The sequence below is a fragment of the Rhodococcus sp. Q1 genome (assembly GCF_004153645.1).
Classification (GTDB): domain Bacteria; phylum Actinomycetota; class Actinomycetes; order Mycobacteriales; family Mycobacteriaceae; genus Rhodococcus; species Rhodococcus gordoniae.
Genome location: NZ_SDMJ01000003.1, coordinates 588,209 through 604,175, shown reverse-complemented (window position 1 = coordinate 604,175; position 15,967 = coordinate 588,209). Strand labels below are relative to the sequence as shown.

Genomic DNA, 15,967 nt, shown 5'->3' with positions numbered 1-15,967 from the left:
ATCGTCGCCGAAGAACTCGACGCCGAGGTCGACCCCGTTGGCGCTGATGGTGGTCATGGCTCACTCGAGCTTCCGGTGTGCAAGGTCGAGTCCTCGTAACGGGTGCCGTCGAGCCGTGGTCGATGTCCCATGTTCTCGTCTCCTTCTCGATCGGGTTCGGTCTTCTCCGAATCTGCGTGAACGAAGTCCGCGACAGTGGCCACGAGTGGTGGCGTTGAAAGGACAGACCGGAGCAACTCCCCGATCTCATCGGTCCGGCCGTCCAGATCCCCTTGCCGACGAGGACCTGGTCGAGACGCAGTGGGTCGCACTGCGCCTCGCCGAACGCTCCGACGGTTCGCCAGCGCTTCCCGCACTGCTCCACGACACCACCTACGTACCGGACACTGCGGAGGTCGTCGATTCCCTGATCGCTCGGAGCCTGATCCGCGACGACCGGCTCAGCGAATCCGGACGAGAAACCGTGGCAAGGATCGAACATCGCATCGAGGAGCTGACGTCCGGTATCTGGGAGGCCGTCCATCCGGCCGACCGTGTCGCCGCCGAACGTGCGCTGAACACTGTGCTCGACCGTGCCCGAGCGGTCCTTGTGAGTCGGTAGTTGTCAGCGCATCAGTCCTGTCGATTGCCGCGAGCGAGGCACCTTCTCGACGAGTTTGCAGGACGGCCCGTCGACGTCGAGAGCCACGATCGAGATCGTCCTGGGTGTGCTGTTGTCGGTCGTCGGTGTCCGGCAATGGTTCACCTCCTCCGTTCGAGCGTCGGACCCTTCGAGGGTGTCTTCCACCTTGACACGCCCGACCTACCCGGAGGGCACATACCGGGGTGCGACAGCGGTCAGTTCACGTGTGCGCGCAGCACATCCACCACCCGGCGGACCGCCGGCGCCGGGTTGTCACGACGCCACGCGAGCGCGATCGGCAGCACCGGACTGTTCCGCAGCGGGACGTACCGAACGCCCGTCACAGTGATGTCGGTGGTCGACGCGACGACGACCGCAACCCCCACCCCGGCACCCACGAGGGCCAGCAGGCTGTAGGGGTCCGGTGCCTCCCGGGCGATCACGGGGGTGAATCCGGCGGAGTGGCACACCGTGAAGGTCATCTCCCGCACGCTCGACCCGTGGGCGGCGGGATAGACGACGAACCGCTCGCCGGTCAGATCGGCGGCGTCGAGTTCCTCCCGGGTCGCCAATCGATGATCCGCCGGCAGCGCAACCATGAGCGATTCCTGCCGCACCGTCTCGGTGGCGACGTCCCGGGGCACCGGGAGGCCGACGATCCCCATGTCGAGCAGTCCCTGCGAGACGAGATCGAGCACTTCCCCCGTATAGGTCTGCGGACGCAGATCCAGCTCGATCCCGGGACAACGCTCCTCGAGGCGCCGGGCCAGCTGTGAGATCACCGTGTAACCGCTTGCGCCGCCGAATCCGACGCTCACCACGCCGGTGACACCCGAGGCCGTCGACCGCACGACCGTCCGGGCGATCTCGATCTGGGCGGCGATGACGCGCGCGGGACCGAGCAGCGATTCACCGGCGGCGGTGAGCTGCACCGAACGGGTGGTGCGGGCGAACAGCTCGGCGCCGAGGTCGCGTTCGAGGGCGCGGATCGTCTGGCTGAGCGGCGACTGGGCGATGTGCAGTCGCTCCGCCGCGCGTCCGAAGTGCAACTCCTCGGCCACCGCCAGGAAGGCCTGCAGCTGCCGAAGTTCCATGCCGACCTCGACTTTATAAGTTGATCTACACAATCGTGCTCGATTAGGTCTTGGACTTTACACGGTTGCGCCGGTGATAGTGATCCACGACTCATTCATCCGCGGATCGACTCCGCTCGACGCCCTCGGAAGTGCAGCGTGAATACTCCTCCAGAGCACACCGCGACCCCGCCGCCACGCCCGATGCACGACACCCGGGCCGCACGCCGCGCCGGTGTGACCGCCTTCGTCGGCACCACCATCGAATGGTTCGACTTCTACATCTACGGCACGGCCTCGGCTCTCGTCCTCGGGGCACTGTTCTTCCCCGACGCCTCGCCCGCGGTCGGCACACTCGCCGCCTTCGCGACCTTCGCCGTCGGTTTCATCGCCCGGCCTCTCGGCGGGATCGTCTTCGGCCACTTCGGCGACCGCTTCGGACGGAAGAACGCGGTCATCATCACCCTCGCGCTCATGGGCGCCGGCACCGTCGGCGTGGGCCTGCTGCCCACCTACGACCAGATCGGAATCTGGGCGCCTATCCTCCTCGTCGCCCTGCGAGTGCTGCAAGGCATCGCGATGGGCGGCGAATGGGGCGGAGCAGTCCTCATCGCCACCGAGTTCGCCCCACCCGGCAAGAAGGTTCTCTACGGTGCCTTCGCCCAGCAGGGTTCGCCGGTGGGCAATCTCCTTGCCACTCTTTCCTTCCTCGGACTCACCGCGATGTCCGATGCCACCTTCGAAGACTGGGGCTGGCGCATTCCGTTCCTCGCATCCGCCGCGCTGGTGATCGTCGCCCTCTACATCCGCGTACGGATCCAGGAAACGCCGGAGATGCGCGTGGCCGCCGCTGCACAGGAAAGCACGAAACTACCGTTGGTCGAAGTCCTGCGTTCACACCCGGCGGCGCTGCTCCTCGGTGTCGGTGCCGTGGTGGCGGGCGTGGCGATCACCTACGTCAAGACGACCTTCGCCCTCGCCTGGGCCACCACCGACCTCGGGTTCACCCGATCGGACTTCCTGCTCGTGATCACCCTCGCACTGGTCGCGCAGGTGCTCGTCCAACCCTTCGGTGCGGTTCTCGCCACCAGGATCGACGCGCGACGCGCCGTGCTGTGGATGCTCGGACCCGAGCTCATCGTCCTGCCGCTGATGTTCGTGCTGATCCGCACGGGCTCGCTCACCTGGGCGATCATCGGCATGGTGCTCGCCACCGCGCCGCACGCGATGTACTACTCGGCGCTGGCCGGCATCCTCGCGCAGGTCTTCCCCACCCACGTGCGCTACACCGGCATCTCGTTGTCGTATCAGATCTCGACGGCGATCTTCGCCGGCACCGCCCCGATGGCGAGCCAGTTCCTCCTCAACCGCGCCGGCTCGATCTGGCCGGTCGTCGGACTCGGGATCGGATACGTGCTGATCTCCCTGATCTGCATGACCGCGCTGCTCAAACGCTCACCGACCAGCACCGAGCCCGACGAACCACGCCCCGCCCCCGCCCGGACGACGGCCGACGCCTCCTGACACCGAACGGACGAAAATGAACTACGCCCACACCGACCCGGCTCTGGATGCGGTACTCGACCGCTGGATCTCCGACGCCCACCGGCCGCTCACCGACCGTCTCCTCGCGCGCCTGGGTGCCGATGCCGCCGACCGTCTCGACGCGCTCGCGGCCACGGCGAACGCCCATCCGCCGGTGCTGCACCGGTACGACCCCGACGGCGAGCGCATCGACCGCATCGAGTACCACCCCGCCTATCTCGAACTGTGCCGCGCCGCCTACAGCGAATACGGTCTCTCGGCACTGTCGCACCGCCCGATCCACGGTTGGACGGACACGCCCCCGCATCTCGTCAAGTACCTCGCGTCATATCTGTTCGTGCAGGCCGAGTTCGGCCTCGCCTGCCCGGTGTCGATGACCGATGCCGCCGCGCGCACCCTGCGGATGTTCGGCGACCCCGAGGTGTTCGGCCCGTGGATCGACGGCCTGACCTCCACCGATCCGGCCACCGCTCTGACGGGGGCGATGTTCATGACCGAGACCCAGGCGGGCACCGATATCGCGAAAACCGAGACCCGCGCCGAATTCGACGGCAACGCATGGCGCTTGACCGGACGCAAGTGGTTCGCCTCCAACCCGGACGCCGATGTCGTGATCACCCTCGCCCGGTTCCCCGGCGGCGACGAGAACTCGACCCGCGGCGTCGGAATGTTCATGCTGCCCGAGCGGCTTCCCGACGGGAGCCGGAACTCGTACACGATCGACCGTCTCAAGGACAAGCTCGGCACGCGATCGATGCCCAGCGGCGAGGTCACCCTGCACGGGGCGTACGCGCTGCAGGTCGGCGACCTCGACCGTGGATTCCGGCAGATGACGGAAATGCTGAACACCTCCCGCCTGTCGAACGCGATGCGCTCGAGCGCCCTGATCCGGCGCGCCGTGCGCGACGCCGTCGCTCACACGAGGGATCGGGTGGTCTTCGGGAAGTCCCTGTTCGACCAGCCGCTCATGCGCGCCACCCTGCTGCCGCTGCTGCTCGACGCCGAGGCCGCTCTCGCGCTCGTCGCCTACAGCGGTGCGACCCTCGATCGCGCCGACCACGGTGACGCGCAGGCCCGCAGTGTCGTCCGGATCCTCACGCCCGTCGCCAAGCACTACATCTGCAAGCGCGCCCGCACCGTCACCGGTGAGGCGATGGAGATCCGGGGTGGCAGCGGCTACATCGAGGACCGGGTGTTCGCCCGCCTCGTGCGCGACTCACACCTCGGATCGATCTGGGAGGGTTCGAGCAATGTCATCGCGCTCGACGTGCTGCGGTCGATGCGCAAGAACGGCGCGCACCGGGTCCTGGCCGACGCGCAGCGCACACTGCTCCACGCGGCGCATCCGGAGTGCGCCCCGGTCGTCGCAGCACTGCGGGAACGCTGGGATGCGCTCGAGGCGCGCGGCGAAGACCTGCTCGCCGGCGACGACACGCACGCGCAAACCCGCTGCGCGACCTACACCGACGATCTCGCACGGACGGTGATGGCGACCCTGCTCGTGGACCTGGCGTCGCACCGCATCGCGCGCGGTCTCGGCCACCGGTCGTTGCTCGTCGCCCATGCCTACCTCGACGGCCTGGCCGGTGAACCGAATGCCGTCGCTCTCGACCACCTCGCCGTGATCGCCGACGGCACGGACGTCGACCCGTCCGTCGCGGCCGCCGCGGCGCCGAGCACCGCCGCCGATGCGGCACCGACTGCACTGACAGGAGCCCGCTCGTGAGCACGCATCCCACCGGCCCGGCCCCGCTCGCCGGCATCAAGGTCCTCGACCTGTCGAAAATCCTCGCCGGACCGTACGCGACCATGTCGTTCTCCGACCTCGGCGCCGATGTCACCAAGGTCGAGCACCCCCAGGGCGGCGACCCCACCCGGGTGTGGGGGCCACCCTTCGTCGGCGACGACGCCACCTACTACCTCGCGGTCAACCGCGGCAAGAAGTCGGTGACGATCGACCTCAAGTCGGAGGAGGGACAGCGGATCGTGCACCGGATGCTCGCCGACGCCGACGTCGTGGTCGAGAACTTCAAACCCGGCAGCGGTCTGCAGAAGATCTTCGATTACCGCGCTCTGTCCGAACAGCACCCGCACCTGATCGTCCTGCACATCTCGGCCTTCGGTGACGAGGGACCGCTGGCCGACCAGCCCGGCTACGACATGGTCGCTCAGGCCGCCGGCGGTCTGATGTCGCTGACCGGTGAACCCGGTGGCGCGCCGATGAAGGCCGGATACGCGATGGGCGATCTCGGTGCAGCACTGTTCGGGGTGATCGGGGTACTCGCCGCGCTGGTCGAACGCACTCGCACCGGTCGCGGCCAGTACGTCACCACCTCGCTGTTCGAATGCCAGCTGGCGATGCACGTCAACTGGGCCACGAACTATTTCGCCACGCGGGAGCGACCGCACGCTCTGGGCTCGGCGCACCCCAATCTCGCTCCCTACCAGGCATATCCGGCGAGCGACGGATACTTCGTCGTCGCGGTGGGGAACGACGGGCTGTGGGAGAAGCTGTGCGTGACGCTGGGCCGACCCGAGCTCGTGACCGATGCACGGTTCCTCCACAACCGTGATCGCATCGAGCATCGCGACGAACTCGACGAGGTCCTCACCGAGGCATTCGCCATCGGGACGGTCGAATATTGGTGCCGGGTCCTCGAGGAACATGGCGTGCCGGTATCCCCCATCCGGCATCTCGACGAGATCTACAGCGATCCGCACACCGCCGCGATCGGCATGGTCGGCACCGTCGACCATGCGTCCGGGCCTCTCGAACAGATCGCGTTCCCGGTCAATTTCGGGGGGGCACGACCGCCGCTGCGGTCGGCACCGCCGCTGCACGGAGAACACACCGACGAGATCCTCGCGGGATATCAGGAGGTCTCCGTTCCGTCCTAGCGACGAACGCCTCGAATATCGCTGACCTACGGCCGTTTCCGATCGATCGGGAACGGCCGTAGGTCTGTCCGGCCATGGACGGCGGTGGCGGCATCCCACTGCGGTGTTGCCGGGGTCACGCAGTGCGGCAGCACTTCTGAGGTCGATACGTCCGGATTTCTCCGCGATACGCGGGGGTAACGTCCGCGAAACAAGAGCCGCGCATGATCGGCATCGAGTGCACGACCGCCGACTCGCACGAAAGAACGACATATGCAGCTGACTCCCGCCGATACCGAGAAACTCCTTCTGGCCGTCGCCGGCATGGTGGCGCGCGACCGGCGGGACCGCGGCGTCCGACTGAACTACCCCGAAGCCGTTGCCCTGTTGTCCACCTGGGTGATCGAACGGGCACGCGAAGGCGCCGACGTCGCCGACCTCATGGTGAAGGGCCGCGAGGTCCTCGCCCGCGAAGAGGTCATGGACGGCGTCACCGAAATGCTGACCGACGTGCAGGTCGAGGCCACTTTCCCGGACGGACGCAAGCTCGTCACGATCCACCACCCGATTTCCTGAAAGGAGCCCGACATGGCATCCGGACCGACTTCGGGACCCGGAGCGATTCGCGTCGCCGAGGGCTCCCTCACCCTCAACGCGGACCGCTCCGACGACGAGCGCATCACCCTCGTCTTCCTCAACACCGGTGATCGTCCCATCCAGATCGGCTCACACCTCCACCTGCCGGACGCGAACGCGGCCCTCGAATTCGACCGTGAACGCGCGCAGGGCTTCCGCCTGGACATCCCGTCGGGGACGTCGCAGCGATTCGAACCCGGCAGCAGCCGCGAACTGGACGCCGTCGCCCTGCGCGGGCGACGCGTCGTACCCGGTATCCAGGTGCGGAAGCAGGAGGACTGAGAACGTGGAGATCACACGCGCCGAGTACGCGGCACTGTACGGACCGACGGTCGGCGACCGGGTACGCCTGGGCGACACCGACCTGTGGATCCAGATCGAGGAGGACCGCACCTTCGGCGGCGAGGAAGCCGTCTTCGGTGGCGGCAAGTCCATCCGCGAATCGATGGCCCAGGGGGTGACGACGCGGGCCGAAGGTGCTCCCGACACCGTCATCACGAACGTGATCGTGCTGGACTGGTGGGGCATCGTGCGCGCCGACGTCGGTATCCGCGACGGTCGCATCGTCGCCCTCGGCCGCGCCGGCAACCCGGACATCGCCGACGGCGTGCACCCGAAGTTGCAGATCGGCCCGTCCACCGACGTCATCTCCGGTGAAGGCCGCATCCTCACTGCCGGCGCGTTCGACTCGCACGTGCACCTGCTGTCGCCGTCGCAGATCGTCGAGGCACTCGCCACCGGCATCACCACGATCGCCGGCGGCGGAACCGGTCCGTCCGAAGGATCGAAGGCCACCACCGTCACGCCGGGCCCGTGGCATCTGATGCAGATGCACCGCGCGCTCGACGCGCTGCCGGTGAATGTGCTGCTGCTCGGCAAGGGCAACACCGTCTCCACCGAAGGGCTGCGCGAACAGGCCCTCGCCGGTGCCGCCGGGTACAAGGTGCACGAGGACTGGGGCTCCACACCGGCCGCGATCGATGCGGCGTTGCGCGCGGCCGACGAGCACGGACTGCAGGTCGCGCTGCATTCGGACTCACTGAACGAGGCGGGCTTCGTGGAGAGCACCTTGGCCGCGATCGGCGGCCGCTCGATCCACGCCTTCCACGTCGAAGGCGCCGGAGGTGGGCACGCCCCGGACATCCTGAGCATCGCCGGGTTGCCGCACATCATTCCCGGCTCGACGAACCCGACTCTGCCGCACACGGTGAACACCGTCGAGGAGCACCTCGACATGCTGATGGTCTGTCATCACCTCAACCCGGCCGTCCCGGAGGACCTCGCGTTCGCCGAATCCCGGATCCGGGCCACCACCATCGCGGCCGAGGACATCCTGCACGACATGGGTGCCCTGTCGATCACCTCGTCCGACGCCCAGGCGATGGGACGGATCGGTGAGGTGATCACCCGCACCTGGCAGGTCGCGCACGTGATGAGGAACCGCCGCGGGGCGCTCCACGGCGGCATGCCCGCCGACAACGAACGGGCCCGTCGCTACGTCGCGAAGTACACGATCAACCCCGCGATCGCGCACGGCATCGACCACGAACTCGGTTCTGTCGAGGATGGCAAGCTCGCCGACCTCGTGCTGTGGGACCCGAAGTTCTTCGGCATCCGGCCGTCGCTGGTCATCAAGGGCGGATCGATCGCCTGGGCCGCGCTCGGCGATCCCAACGCGTCGATCCCGACCCCGCAGCCGGTGCTTCAGCGTCCGGCGTTCGGCGATGCGCTGGCCCCCCACACGTCGGTGTCGTTCGTCTCCCCCACCGCCCTCGACGACGGCCTGGAGGAACGACTCGGGTTGCGCCGCAGGTTGTTGCCGCTGCGGCCGACCCGGCACATCGGCAAGGCCGACATGAAGCAGAACGACGCGTTGCCGCGCATCGAGATCCGCCCCGACACCTTCGACATCGACATCGACGGCGAGCGGGTCGTTCCGGCGCCGGCCACCGAACTGCCGCTCACGCAGCTGTACTCGATGTTCTGATGGTGCCCGGCACTCTCTCCCCCACCACGGTGCTGCTCCTCCTGGCGGACGGGCGCGCACCGGTCGGCGGGAACGTCAACTCGGGTGGGCTCGAACCAGCGCTCCAGGGTGGGATGTCACCGACCGAGGTGCGCCGCTTCCTCGTCGCACGGTTGCGCACCTCGGCGGCAGTCGAGGCCGGCGTCGCCGTGGTCACCCGACACGCGGTCGACTCCGATGCCGGAGCCGCCCTGTCGCTCCGGATCGACGAGATCGAGGACCACTGGGCGGCGCGCACTCCGGGCCCGGCCCAGCGCGACGCGTCCCGGTTGCTGGCCCGCGGTTATCTGCGACTGGCCCGGAACCTGTGGCCCTCCACCGTTCTCGACGACCTCGACGCCCGGACCCCGCGACCGTCGCGGGGACTGGTGGTCGGGGCCATCGCGGCGCTCGCGCGCATCCCGGCGATCGACACCGCGCGACTGGTGCTGTACGAGGAGGCGCAGGCGATCGTCGCGGCCTTCCTCAAACTGCACCCCTCCGACCCGGCCATCGGTTCGCGATGGACGCTCGAGGCCTGCGCCCATCTCGAACCGCTCATCGCCGAGCTGTCCGCTCTCACCGACCCGGCGGGCATCCCGGCGACCGGTGGTCCCCAGACCGAATTATGGGCCGAAGCCCACGCATCCGCTCCGGAAAGGCTGTTCCGTGCCTGAACACATCACCACCCGTTCGCTCCGTCTCGGCGTCGCCGGTCCCGTCGGCACGGGCAAGAGCTCGCTGATCGCGACCATCTGCCGCACCCTCGCGTCCGAGCTGCAGCTCGGCGTGATCACCAACGACATCTACACCGACGAGGACGCCCGTTTCCTCCGCTCGGCCGGCGTGCTCGATCCCGAGCGCATCCGCGCGGTGGAGACCGGTGCGTGCCCGCACACCGCGATCCGCGACGACGTGACCATGAACCTGCTCGCCGTCGAAGATCTCGAACGCGACTTCGCGCCGCTCGACGTCGTCCTGGTGGAGAGCGGCGGTGACAACCTCACCGCGACCTTCTCCCCCGCGCTCGTCGACGCGCAGATCTTCGTGCTCGATGTCGCCGGTGGTGGCGACGTCGCCCGCAAGGGTGGTCCCGGCATCAGCCGCGCCGACCTGCTCGTGGTGAACAAGACCGATCTCTCCCCCTATGTGGGTGTCGACGTGCCCCAGATGGTCGCCGACGCCGAGAAGGCCCGCGAGGGCGGACCGGTGCTGGCGCTGTCCCGGACCGACGCCGCATCGGTGCAGGCGCTCGGTGACTGGGTGCGCGAGATGCTGGCAGCCCACCGCGCCGGGTCGCACACCCCGGTCGATCCCGGTCCGATGGCTCCGCACTTCCACGCCGACGACGACCACGGCCACAGCCACAGCCACGCCGTCGCACACACGCACGACTGATCATGTCCCGCACCATGATTGGTATCGACCGCGCACCGGGCCGGGCACGCCTGACCCTGCGAGCGGGCATGCTCGTCCCCCGCACCGTCGAGGTCGGTCCTGACCGCGCGCGGGTCGCCCTCGTCGCCGCCGGCGCGTTGTTGCTCGGTGGTGACTCGGTGACCGTCGACGTCCACGTCGACGCCGGGTGCACGCTCGAACTGCAGGACATCGGTGGCACCGTCGCCTACGACGCCGACAACCGGCTGTCCCGGTGGGACGTGCGGATCACCGTCGCCGAGGGCGGCACTCTCGTCTGGGACACCTACCCGTTCGTGATCGCCACCGGCGCCCGCGTGCACCGCGACACCCGGATCGAACTCGCCTCCGACGCCGCCGCGGACATGCGGGAGACGCTAGTCCTCGGGCGCCACGGAGAAACCGGAGGTGCGATCCGCAGCCGCACCTCGGTCACCCTCGATCGTCATCCCCTCTTCGTCGAGGAGTTGTACGCCCACGGCGCGTTCCCCGAACCCGGGATCCTCGGTTCCACGCGGGTGCACGACGTCATCGCGACCTACGGGCGACGCGCCGAGGGCGACGGCGTCGTCCAGCTCGAAGGGCCCGGCAGCCTGCTGCGGTTCCTCGGGGCCGACGCCCACTCCTCGCCGCTCGAATCGACCTGGCGCTCCTGGCACTCCACACCCGTTCACCCGTCCACCCTCGAAGGGAGTCTCACCCATGCACGTCCCTGACCATTTCCTCCCCATGAGCGCCACCGCGCCCGCTGCGGCGATCGCCACCGGTGCGGTCGTCCTCGCCGCCACCGCCGGGCGGCCGCGCATCACGACCCGGGACACCCTTCTCGCCGGCACGACCGCCGCCATGATCTTCGGCGCCCAGATGGTCAACTACCCCATCGCCGGCGGCATCAGCGGCCACCTCATCGGCGGCGCTCTCGCGACCGCGCTCCTCGGGCCCCGGCTCGCCCTTCTCGCGATGACCGCCGTGGTCGGCGTGCAGGCATTGCTGTTCGGGGACGGCGGGATCAACGCCCTCGGGATGAACGTGCTGCTGATGGCGGTGCTGCCCGTCCTCGTCACCGCCGCCATCCGTACCGGCGCCGAGCGACTCGGCCTCGGGAAGCTGACGCGGACCACCGCCGCTCTCGGCGCAGGTCTGTCCGTGCCGGTGAGCGCCGCGGTTCTCGGCGCCGCATACTCGGCGACCGTCGGTACGGGCGCCGCCGCAGCGTTCATCGGCGATCTGACCGCAGTCCATCTGGCCATCGGTCTCGGTGAAGCCCTCATCACCGCCGCGGTGTCGAGCGCGGTGATGGCGTTCGCGCCCGGCGTGGCCGTGTGGGACGAGCGGTCCACCGTCACCTCGGTCGCCGTGCGACGGGGAGTCGCGGCACTCGGTGGTCTGGCCGTGACCAGCGCCTGCGCGCTGGCCCTCGTCGCGTCCGGCAGCCCCGACGGTCTCGAGCACATCGTCGGCGCCTACTCGCTGCCGGTCGGGGATGCCACCTTCGCCGGTGTTCCCGGCCTCGCCGCCTACGGCACGATCAGCGGAACCGAGTTCCTCGCGGCGCTGGCCGGGCTCGCTGCGACCGCGGTGATCGGCGCCGGCCTCGCTGCGCCGGGCCGCCGCACGCCGGTCCGTCAGGGCGCGTAGCGGTCACGGCACGCGCCTCGTCGAGCCCCTCGGTCGGGACACCTCCGATCGAGCGGCTCGATGAGTTTCGGGCCTGCCCCCGGTCGACATTCGTGAACGGATCCGTCCGACTCCGGGAGACGTCATGACCCAGCAGACCGCCCGCGCCCTTCCCCCGATCGTCGACGAGCAGACCTGGCGGTCGGCTCTCGCCGACCTGCGGCGTCGAGAGAAGGCCGCCACTCGCGAACTCGACGCCATCGCGGCACAACGTCGCCGACTGCCGATGGTCGAACTACCCGCCTACACGTTGATCGGCGTCGGCGGCCCGATCCGGCTCGTCGATGTGTTCCAGGGCCGCTCACAGCTCATCACCTATCACCACATGTGGTCCGACGGCGCCGAATGGCAGTGCGGTGGATGCACGAGCCTCACGACACAGTGGACCCGGCTCGGCATCCTCGACAACTACGACGCCCGCATGGTCATCGTCACCGACGGACCGATCGACGAAGCCCTGGCCTACAAGACGAAGGTCGGCAACACGATGGAGTGGTACTCGTCGTCGGAGAGTTCGTTCGGTGCCGACGTCGACGCACCTCCCGGTGGAGGGTTCGCGGTCATCGTGTTCCTTCGCGACGGCGACAAGGTCTACCGCACCTGGCACACCACCGGCCGCGGAACCGAACAGCTCAGCTACACCTTCGCCCTGATCGACCTTCTTCCGTGGGGTCGTCAGGAGGAATGGCAGGATTCGCCCGAGGGCTGGCCGCAGTCGCCGACCTATTCGGGGTGGCTCGATTCGCCCGACGTGGCGCGGCTCTACGGCCCGGGCACCGGCGCGCGGTGAAGGCGGGTGACATGGCGGACGCGACCCCGTCACGCGCCTGGTAGATGAGAACCGGTGTGTCACAGGAATTCAGTCGGCAAGGTAGCGCAACATCACTGCGGTGGCGAAGTGACGTGTCTCGACCAGGCGCAGATCCACGCGTTTCTCCAGGGGCGGGAACATGGGTGTGCCACCACCGAGCAGGACGGGTGAGACGAACACCTGGTACTCGTCGACGAGACCGTGGGGGATCAGCGACGCGGCGAGGTTCGCCCCACCGACCTCCATGACTCCGTCGCCTTCGGCCTTGAGTCTGCGCACCTCCTCCACCGCGTCGTCGCTGACGAGGCGACTGTTCCAGTGGACTTCGGTAAGTGTGCGGGAGAAGACGACCTTGGGCGTGGTCGTCCACAGTTCGGCGAAGTCGCGCTCGATGGGCGAGGCATCGTCGGGCAGGTGCGGCCAGTACTTCGCCATCAACTCGTACATCCGCCGGCCGTGCAGCGAGAGCTCGAGCTGACGGAACCGGTCGTTGTGGAACCGGTGCAGTTCGTCGTCGGGGTCGGTCCAGTCGATGTTGCCGTCGCGGTCGTTGATGTAGCCGTCGAGGGACACGCCGAAGTCGTAGATCAGTTTTCTCATGATCCGATAGACCGTCGGCGCGCCCCGAACTCATCGGCCCGGTGCGACTGTGCGGCGCTTACGGCTGGAGCAGCACGTCCAGACCACGCTTGAAGTCGTCGATGCGGCGACCGAGCGCGTGGTGACCGCCGTTGACGAGCTCGGACACCCGGACGATCCCCGCGGTGTCCGCGACCTCGTTGAGGTTGCGCGAGGACCAGTACCAGGCGGCGGTGGCGAAGGCGTTCTCCGGCGCAGCGAGCAGCTCGGGGTGCGCGACGAAGTCGACGCCGACGTGTTCGCTGACCTTCTCGTAGTTGTGACGGCCCGTGATCTGGATCGCGCCGCGCCCCTTGTAGCGTTCCCCGTCGCCCGGCTGGGTGTTGCCGAGGTCGGCTCGCCCCTCGTAGGCGCGGCCGGACGCGTACTCCTCGAAGGTGCGGAAGGAATCGGATTCGACGGCGAGCTGGGCGATGAACGCCGCCTGACGGACCGGGTTGTCGATGCCGCTGCGCGTCATCGCATCGTTCAGCGGTGCGATGTACTGTTCGATCTTCTCTGCCGGGATACCCGGCACGATGCGGGTCAGCTCCTCGGGTGTGACCGCCGGCGGTACAGGAGGCGGAGCGATCTCCGTCGCGACCTCCACCACCTCGGCCGACTCCGTGGAAGTGGTGTCCTCCACGGAGTCCGTCACGGTCCATCCGTCGGCGGACAGTGCGTCGAAGTCCAGCGCCCGGATCAGAGCGCGGGGCTCCTGGAATCCGGTCGGTGCGGAGGTGGCGGTGTCGGCATCGGCGGCGGACGTACCGACGCCGATGGCGGTGGTGAGAACGGCAGCCGCAGCGAAGGCGGCACGGAAACGGCGCAATGATGAAACGGACAAGGTCGTGCTCCAAAATCGGCCGAATTGTGTCCGGCCCTCAACGGGGCCGCGGGCATCGCCGGCGGGATCTGGACCACCGCACGGAGCGTCATCACGCGACCTTCAGGTCACAACCAGGTAACGTCGCAGCTAGAGAGGTTTTCAAGCGATCGTGGCCGACGCCATCTGAACCGAGGCAAGTGAGACACGCCATACTCGAAAGTCGATCATTGCGGCCCTCGCGTTCGGCCGGCCCGATAAGAACCTGCCGTAACGGCACCTGGCCGATCCCGCCCCTCGTCCACAGAGGATCGACGTGCTCTCACCGAATTCCTTGTGCATCAATACCTTCGATGACACGACCGCACGCGCCGAAGGTTCGCCCCACAGATGATCGAATCGAGGCAGCGATGGGTCGCCCCCTCGAGAACAGACCGGTTCGATTCGACCGAGAAGGTGTATACCCCCGAGCCGGGTCGTAATCATTTCGTGTCCGACGACACACCTCGATAACGCGCTGCCGCAAGCAGAGGAGTCCATCCGCGTTCACGGTGTAACGGACCCGAAGGGGAAGTACCGACCGGTATGTTGACGCAGGTCGAAGGCCCCAACCACTCGGTCGGGGCCGTCCATGATCAGCGCGCCGAAACGGGGTCGACGCGGCGCGTTGCGGTAGCGAGCCCCGGTTCATCGCGCGAACTGCACTGAGGGGTACCGACCGCCCTGTATGCCGCGCCGAGAACTTCAACGGTCGCGGTAATACGCCCGGATCGCGCGGCTCATCACCTTGATCTCGCGGGTCCGCTCGTGCCGCAATCGGGCATCGGACCGGGCCGCGATCCGCTCGTTCTCACGCCGCAGTTTGCGATGACTCTCCACTCGCCGGGCATCGAGGTCGCCGCGGTCGACGGCGGCACGCACCGCGCATCCCGGCTCGGTCTCGTGCGCACAGTCCGTGAAGCGGCAGTACTGCGCGAGCTCGTCGATCTCGGGAAAGGCGGACGCGATGCCGGCATCGGCGTCCCACATCCCGACGCCCCGCAGGCCCGGCGTGTCGATGAGGGTCACGCCGCCACCCAGAGGGAACATCTCCCGATCGGTCGTGGTGTGCCGACCCTTGCCGTCCCCCTGCCGCACCGGTGCCGTCGCCTGGATGTCGCGACCGCACAGCGCGTTGACCAGCGTCGATTTCCCGGCGCCGGACGCTCCGACGAACACGACAGTGCCGTGGAGCAGCGCGCGCAGTTCTCTCAACCCGGATCGGTCCGGCGCGCAGACCTCGACCACACTCGCTCCGGGTGCGAGCACGGCGACCTGCTCGAATACCGGTTCGGTGGCGAGGTCGACCTTCGTCAGGGCGACCACCGGCTGCGCGCCGCTGTCCCAAGCCAGCGCCAGCAGACGTTCCACGCGACCGAGGTCGAGAGTGTCGGCCGCGACCGTCACCACGACCGTGTCCACGTTGGCGGCGAGGACCTGCTCTTCCGAACGGCCCGACGCGTCGGCACGACGAATCGCGCCGGTACGCGGCAGCACCGCACAGACCGTGCCGGTCATATCGCCTTCGGTGGGCGGTTCGCGCACGATCACCCAGTCGCCGGTGCAGACGTGGTGGCCCGCTGTCCGTACCCGCAGCGGACCGGCGGAGGTCACGGCGTCACTGTGACCGCGACCGACCCGCACGATCCTGCCGGGGGATCCCTGGATGCCGTTGTCCGCGAACCGTTCCGCGATCTGCTCGGACCAGCCGTACTCGACCAGCGGATCGGTTCCGGGTGGGACATCGGGGTGCACGGTGACTCCTGGATCATGACAAGGCGCGGGTGGTCCGCTCCGACAGATCCGATGGTGAACTTCGCAC

The 15,967-nt window shown here is 68.3% G+C and carries 16 protein-coding genes; 12 read left to right on the top strand and 4 right to left on the bottom strand.

Annotation, left to right across the window (positions count from 1 at the left end):
- Positions 1 to 205 precede the first annotated feature (205 nt).
- Positions 206 to 601 (top strand): hypothetical protein, encoded by a 396-nt coding sequence (locus EQ874_RS11385; protein ID WP_242496717.1) that lies wholly within the window; start codon positions 206 to 208, stop codon positions 599 to 601.
- A gap of 236 nt (positions 602 to 837) precedes the next feature.
- Here EQ874_RS11385 and EQ874_RS11375 read toward each other — a convergent pair whose 3' ends face one another.
- A complete protein-coding gene (locus EQ874_RS11375) occupies positions 838 to 1,716 on the bottom strand; it encodes a LysR substrate-binding domain-containing protein (protein ID WP_129976804.1) in 879 nt (292 codons plus the stop codon).
- A 183-nt stretch (positions 1,717 to 1,899) separates the two neighbouring features.
- On the opposite strand from EQ874_RS11375, the gene EQ874_RS11370 reads away from it, so the two are divergent.
- The 11 genes from EQ874_RS11370 to EQ874_RS11325 all read left to right on the top strand — a co-directional run bounded on the left by EQ874_RS11370 (position 1,900) and on the right by EQ874_RS11325 (position 12,641).
- Positions 1,900 to 3,219 (top strand): MFS transporter, encoded by a 1,320-nt coding sequence (locus EQ874_RS11370; RefSeq protein WP_129976931.1) that lies wholly within the window; start codon positions 1,900 to 1,902, stop codon positions 3,217 to 3,219.
- A 16-nt stretch (positions 3,220 to 3,235) separates the two neighbouring features.
- The gene (locus EQ874_RS11365) at positions 3,236 to 4,966 is read left to right on the top strand and encodes an acyl-CoA dehydrogenase family protein (RefSeq protein WP_129976803.1); all 1,731 of its coding nucleotides are present in this window, start codon (positions 3,236 to 3,238) and stop codon (positions 4,964 to 4,966) included.
- Positions 4,963 to 6,138: a CoA transferase gene (locus EQ874_RS11360; RefSeq protein WP_129976802.1), complete on the top strand. Its 1,176-nt coding sequence runs from the start codon at positions 4,963 to 4,965 to the stop codon at positions 6,136 to 6,138. Before EQ874_RS11365 ends, EQ874_RS11360 begins: the two co-directional genes overlap by 4 nt.
- Positions 6,139 to 6,390: 252 nt before the next feature.
- The gene (locus tag EQ874_RS23045; protein ID WP_016933273.1) at positions 6,391 to 6,693 is read left to right on the top strand and encodes an urease subunit gamma; all 303 of its coding nucleotides are present in this window, start codon (positions 6,391 to 6,393) and stop codon (positions 6,691 to 6,693) included.
- A gap of 12 nt (positions 6,694 to 6,705) precedes the next feature.
- Entirely contained in the window at positions 6,706 to 7,035 is a 330-nt protein-coding gene (gene ureB, locus EQ874_RS23040) for an urease subunit beta (protein ID WP_016933274.1), read from the top strand.
- A gap of 4 nt (positions 7,036 to 7,039) precedes the next feature.
- Complete coding sequence (locus EQ874_RS11350; RefSeq protein WP_129976801.1) at positions 7,040 to 8,740, top strand: urease subunit alpha; 1,701 nt, start codon at positions 7,040 to 7,042, stop codon at positions 8,738 to 8,740.
- Positions 8,740 to 9,435: an urease accessory UreF family protein gene (locus EQ874_RS11345; protein WP_016933276.1), complete on the top strand. Its 696-nt coding sequence runs from the start codon at positions 8,740 to 8,742 to the stop codon at positions 9,433 to 9,435. The genes EQ874_RS11350 and EQ874_RS11345 overlap by 1 nt, the downstream gene beginning before the upstream one ends.
- Positions 9,428 to 10,156 carry an urease accessory protein UreG gene (gene ureG / locus EQ874_RS11340; protein WP_064065414.1) on the top strand — a complete coding sequence of 243 codons (729 nt, stop codon included), beginning with the start codon at positions 9,428 to 9,430 and terminating at the stop codon, positions 10,154 to 10,156. Before EQ874_RS11345 ends, ureG begins: the two co-directional genes overlap by 8 nt.
- Before the next feature lie 2 nt (positions 10,157 to 10,158).
- Positions 10,159 to 10,890: an urease accessory protein UreD gene (locus EQ874_RS11335; protein ID WP_129976800.1), complete on the top strand. Its 732-nt coding sequence runs from the start codon at positions 10,159 to 10,161 to the stop codon at positions 10,888 to 10,890.
- The gene (locus tag EQ874_RS11330; protein ID WP_129976799.1) at positions 10,877 to 11,812 is read left to right on the top strand and encodes an energy-coupling factor ABC transporter permease; all 936 of its coding nucleotides are present in this window, start codon (positions 10,877 to 10,879) and stop codon (positions 11,810 to 11,812) included. The genes EQ874_RS11335 and EQ874_RS11330 overlap by 14 nt, the downstream gene beginning before the upstream one ends.
- Before the next feature lie 124 nt (positions 11,813 to 11,936).
- Positions 11,937 to 12,641, top strand: coding sequence for a DUF899 family protein (locus tag EQ874_RS11325; RefSeq protein WP_129976798.1), 705 nt, complete (start codon positions 11,937 to 11,939; stop codon positions 12,639 to 12,641).
- Between the two features lie 69 nt (positions 12,642 to 12,710).
- Here EQ874_RS11325 and EQ874_RS11320 read toward each other — a convergent pair whose 3' ends face one another.
- The 3 genes from EQ874_RS11320 to rsgA all read right to left on the bottom strand — a co-directional run bounded on the left by EQ874_RS11320 (position 12,711) and on the right by rsgA (position 15,900).
- Positions 12,711 to 13,262: a dihydrofolate reductase family protein gene (locus EQ874_RS11320; protein ID WP_064065410.1), complete on the bottom strand. Its 552-nt coding sequence runs from the start codon at positions 13,260 to 13,262 to the stop codon at positions 12,711 to 12,713.
- Positions 13,263 to 13,320: 58 nt separating this feature from the next.
- Positions 13,321 to 14,127 carry a glycoside hydrolase family 19 protein gene (locus EQ874_RS11315; protein WP_242496716.1) on the bottom strand — a complete coding sequence of 269 codons (807 nt, stop codon included), beginning with the start codon at positions 14,125 to 14,127 and terminating at the stop codon, positions 13,321 to 13,323.
- A gap of 723 nt (positions 14,128 to 14,850) precedes the next feature.
- A complete protein-coding gene (rsgA, locus tag EQ874_RS11310; protein WP_129976797.1) occupies positions 14,851 to 15,900 on the bottom strand; it encodes a ribosome small subunit-dependent GTPase A in 1,050 nt (349 codons plus the stop codon).
- Positions 15,901 to 15,967 lie beyond the last annotated feature (67 nt).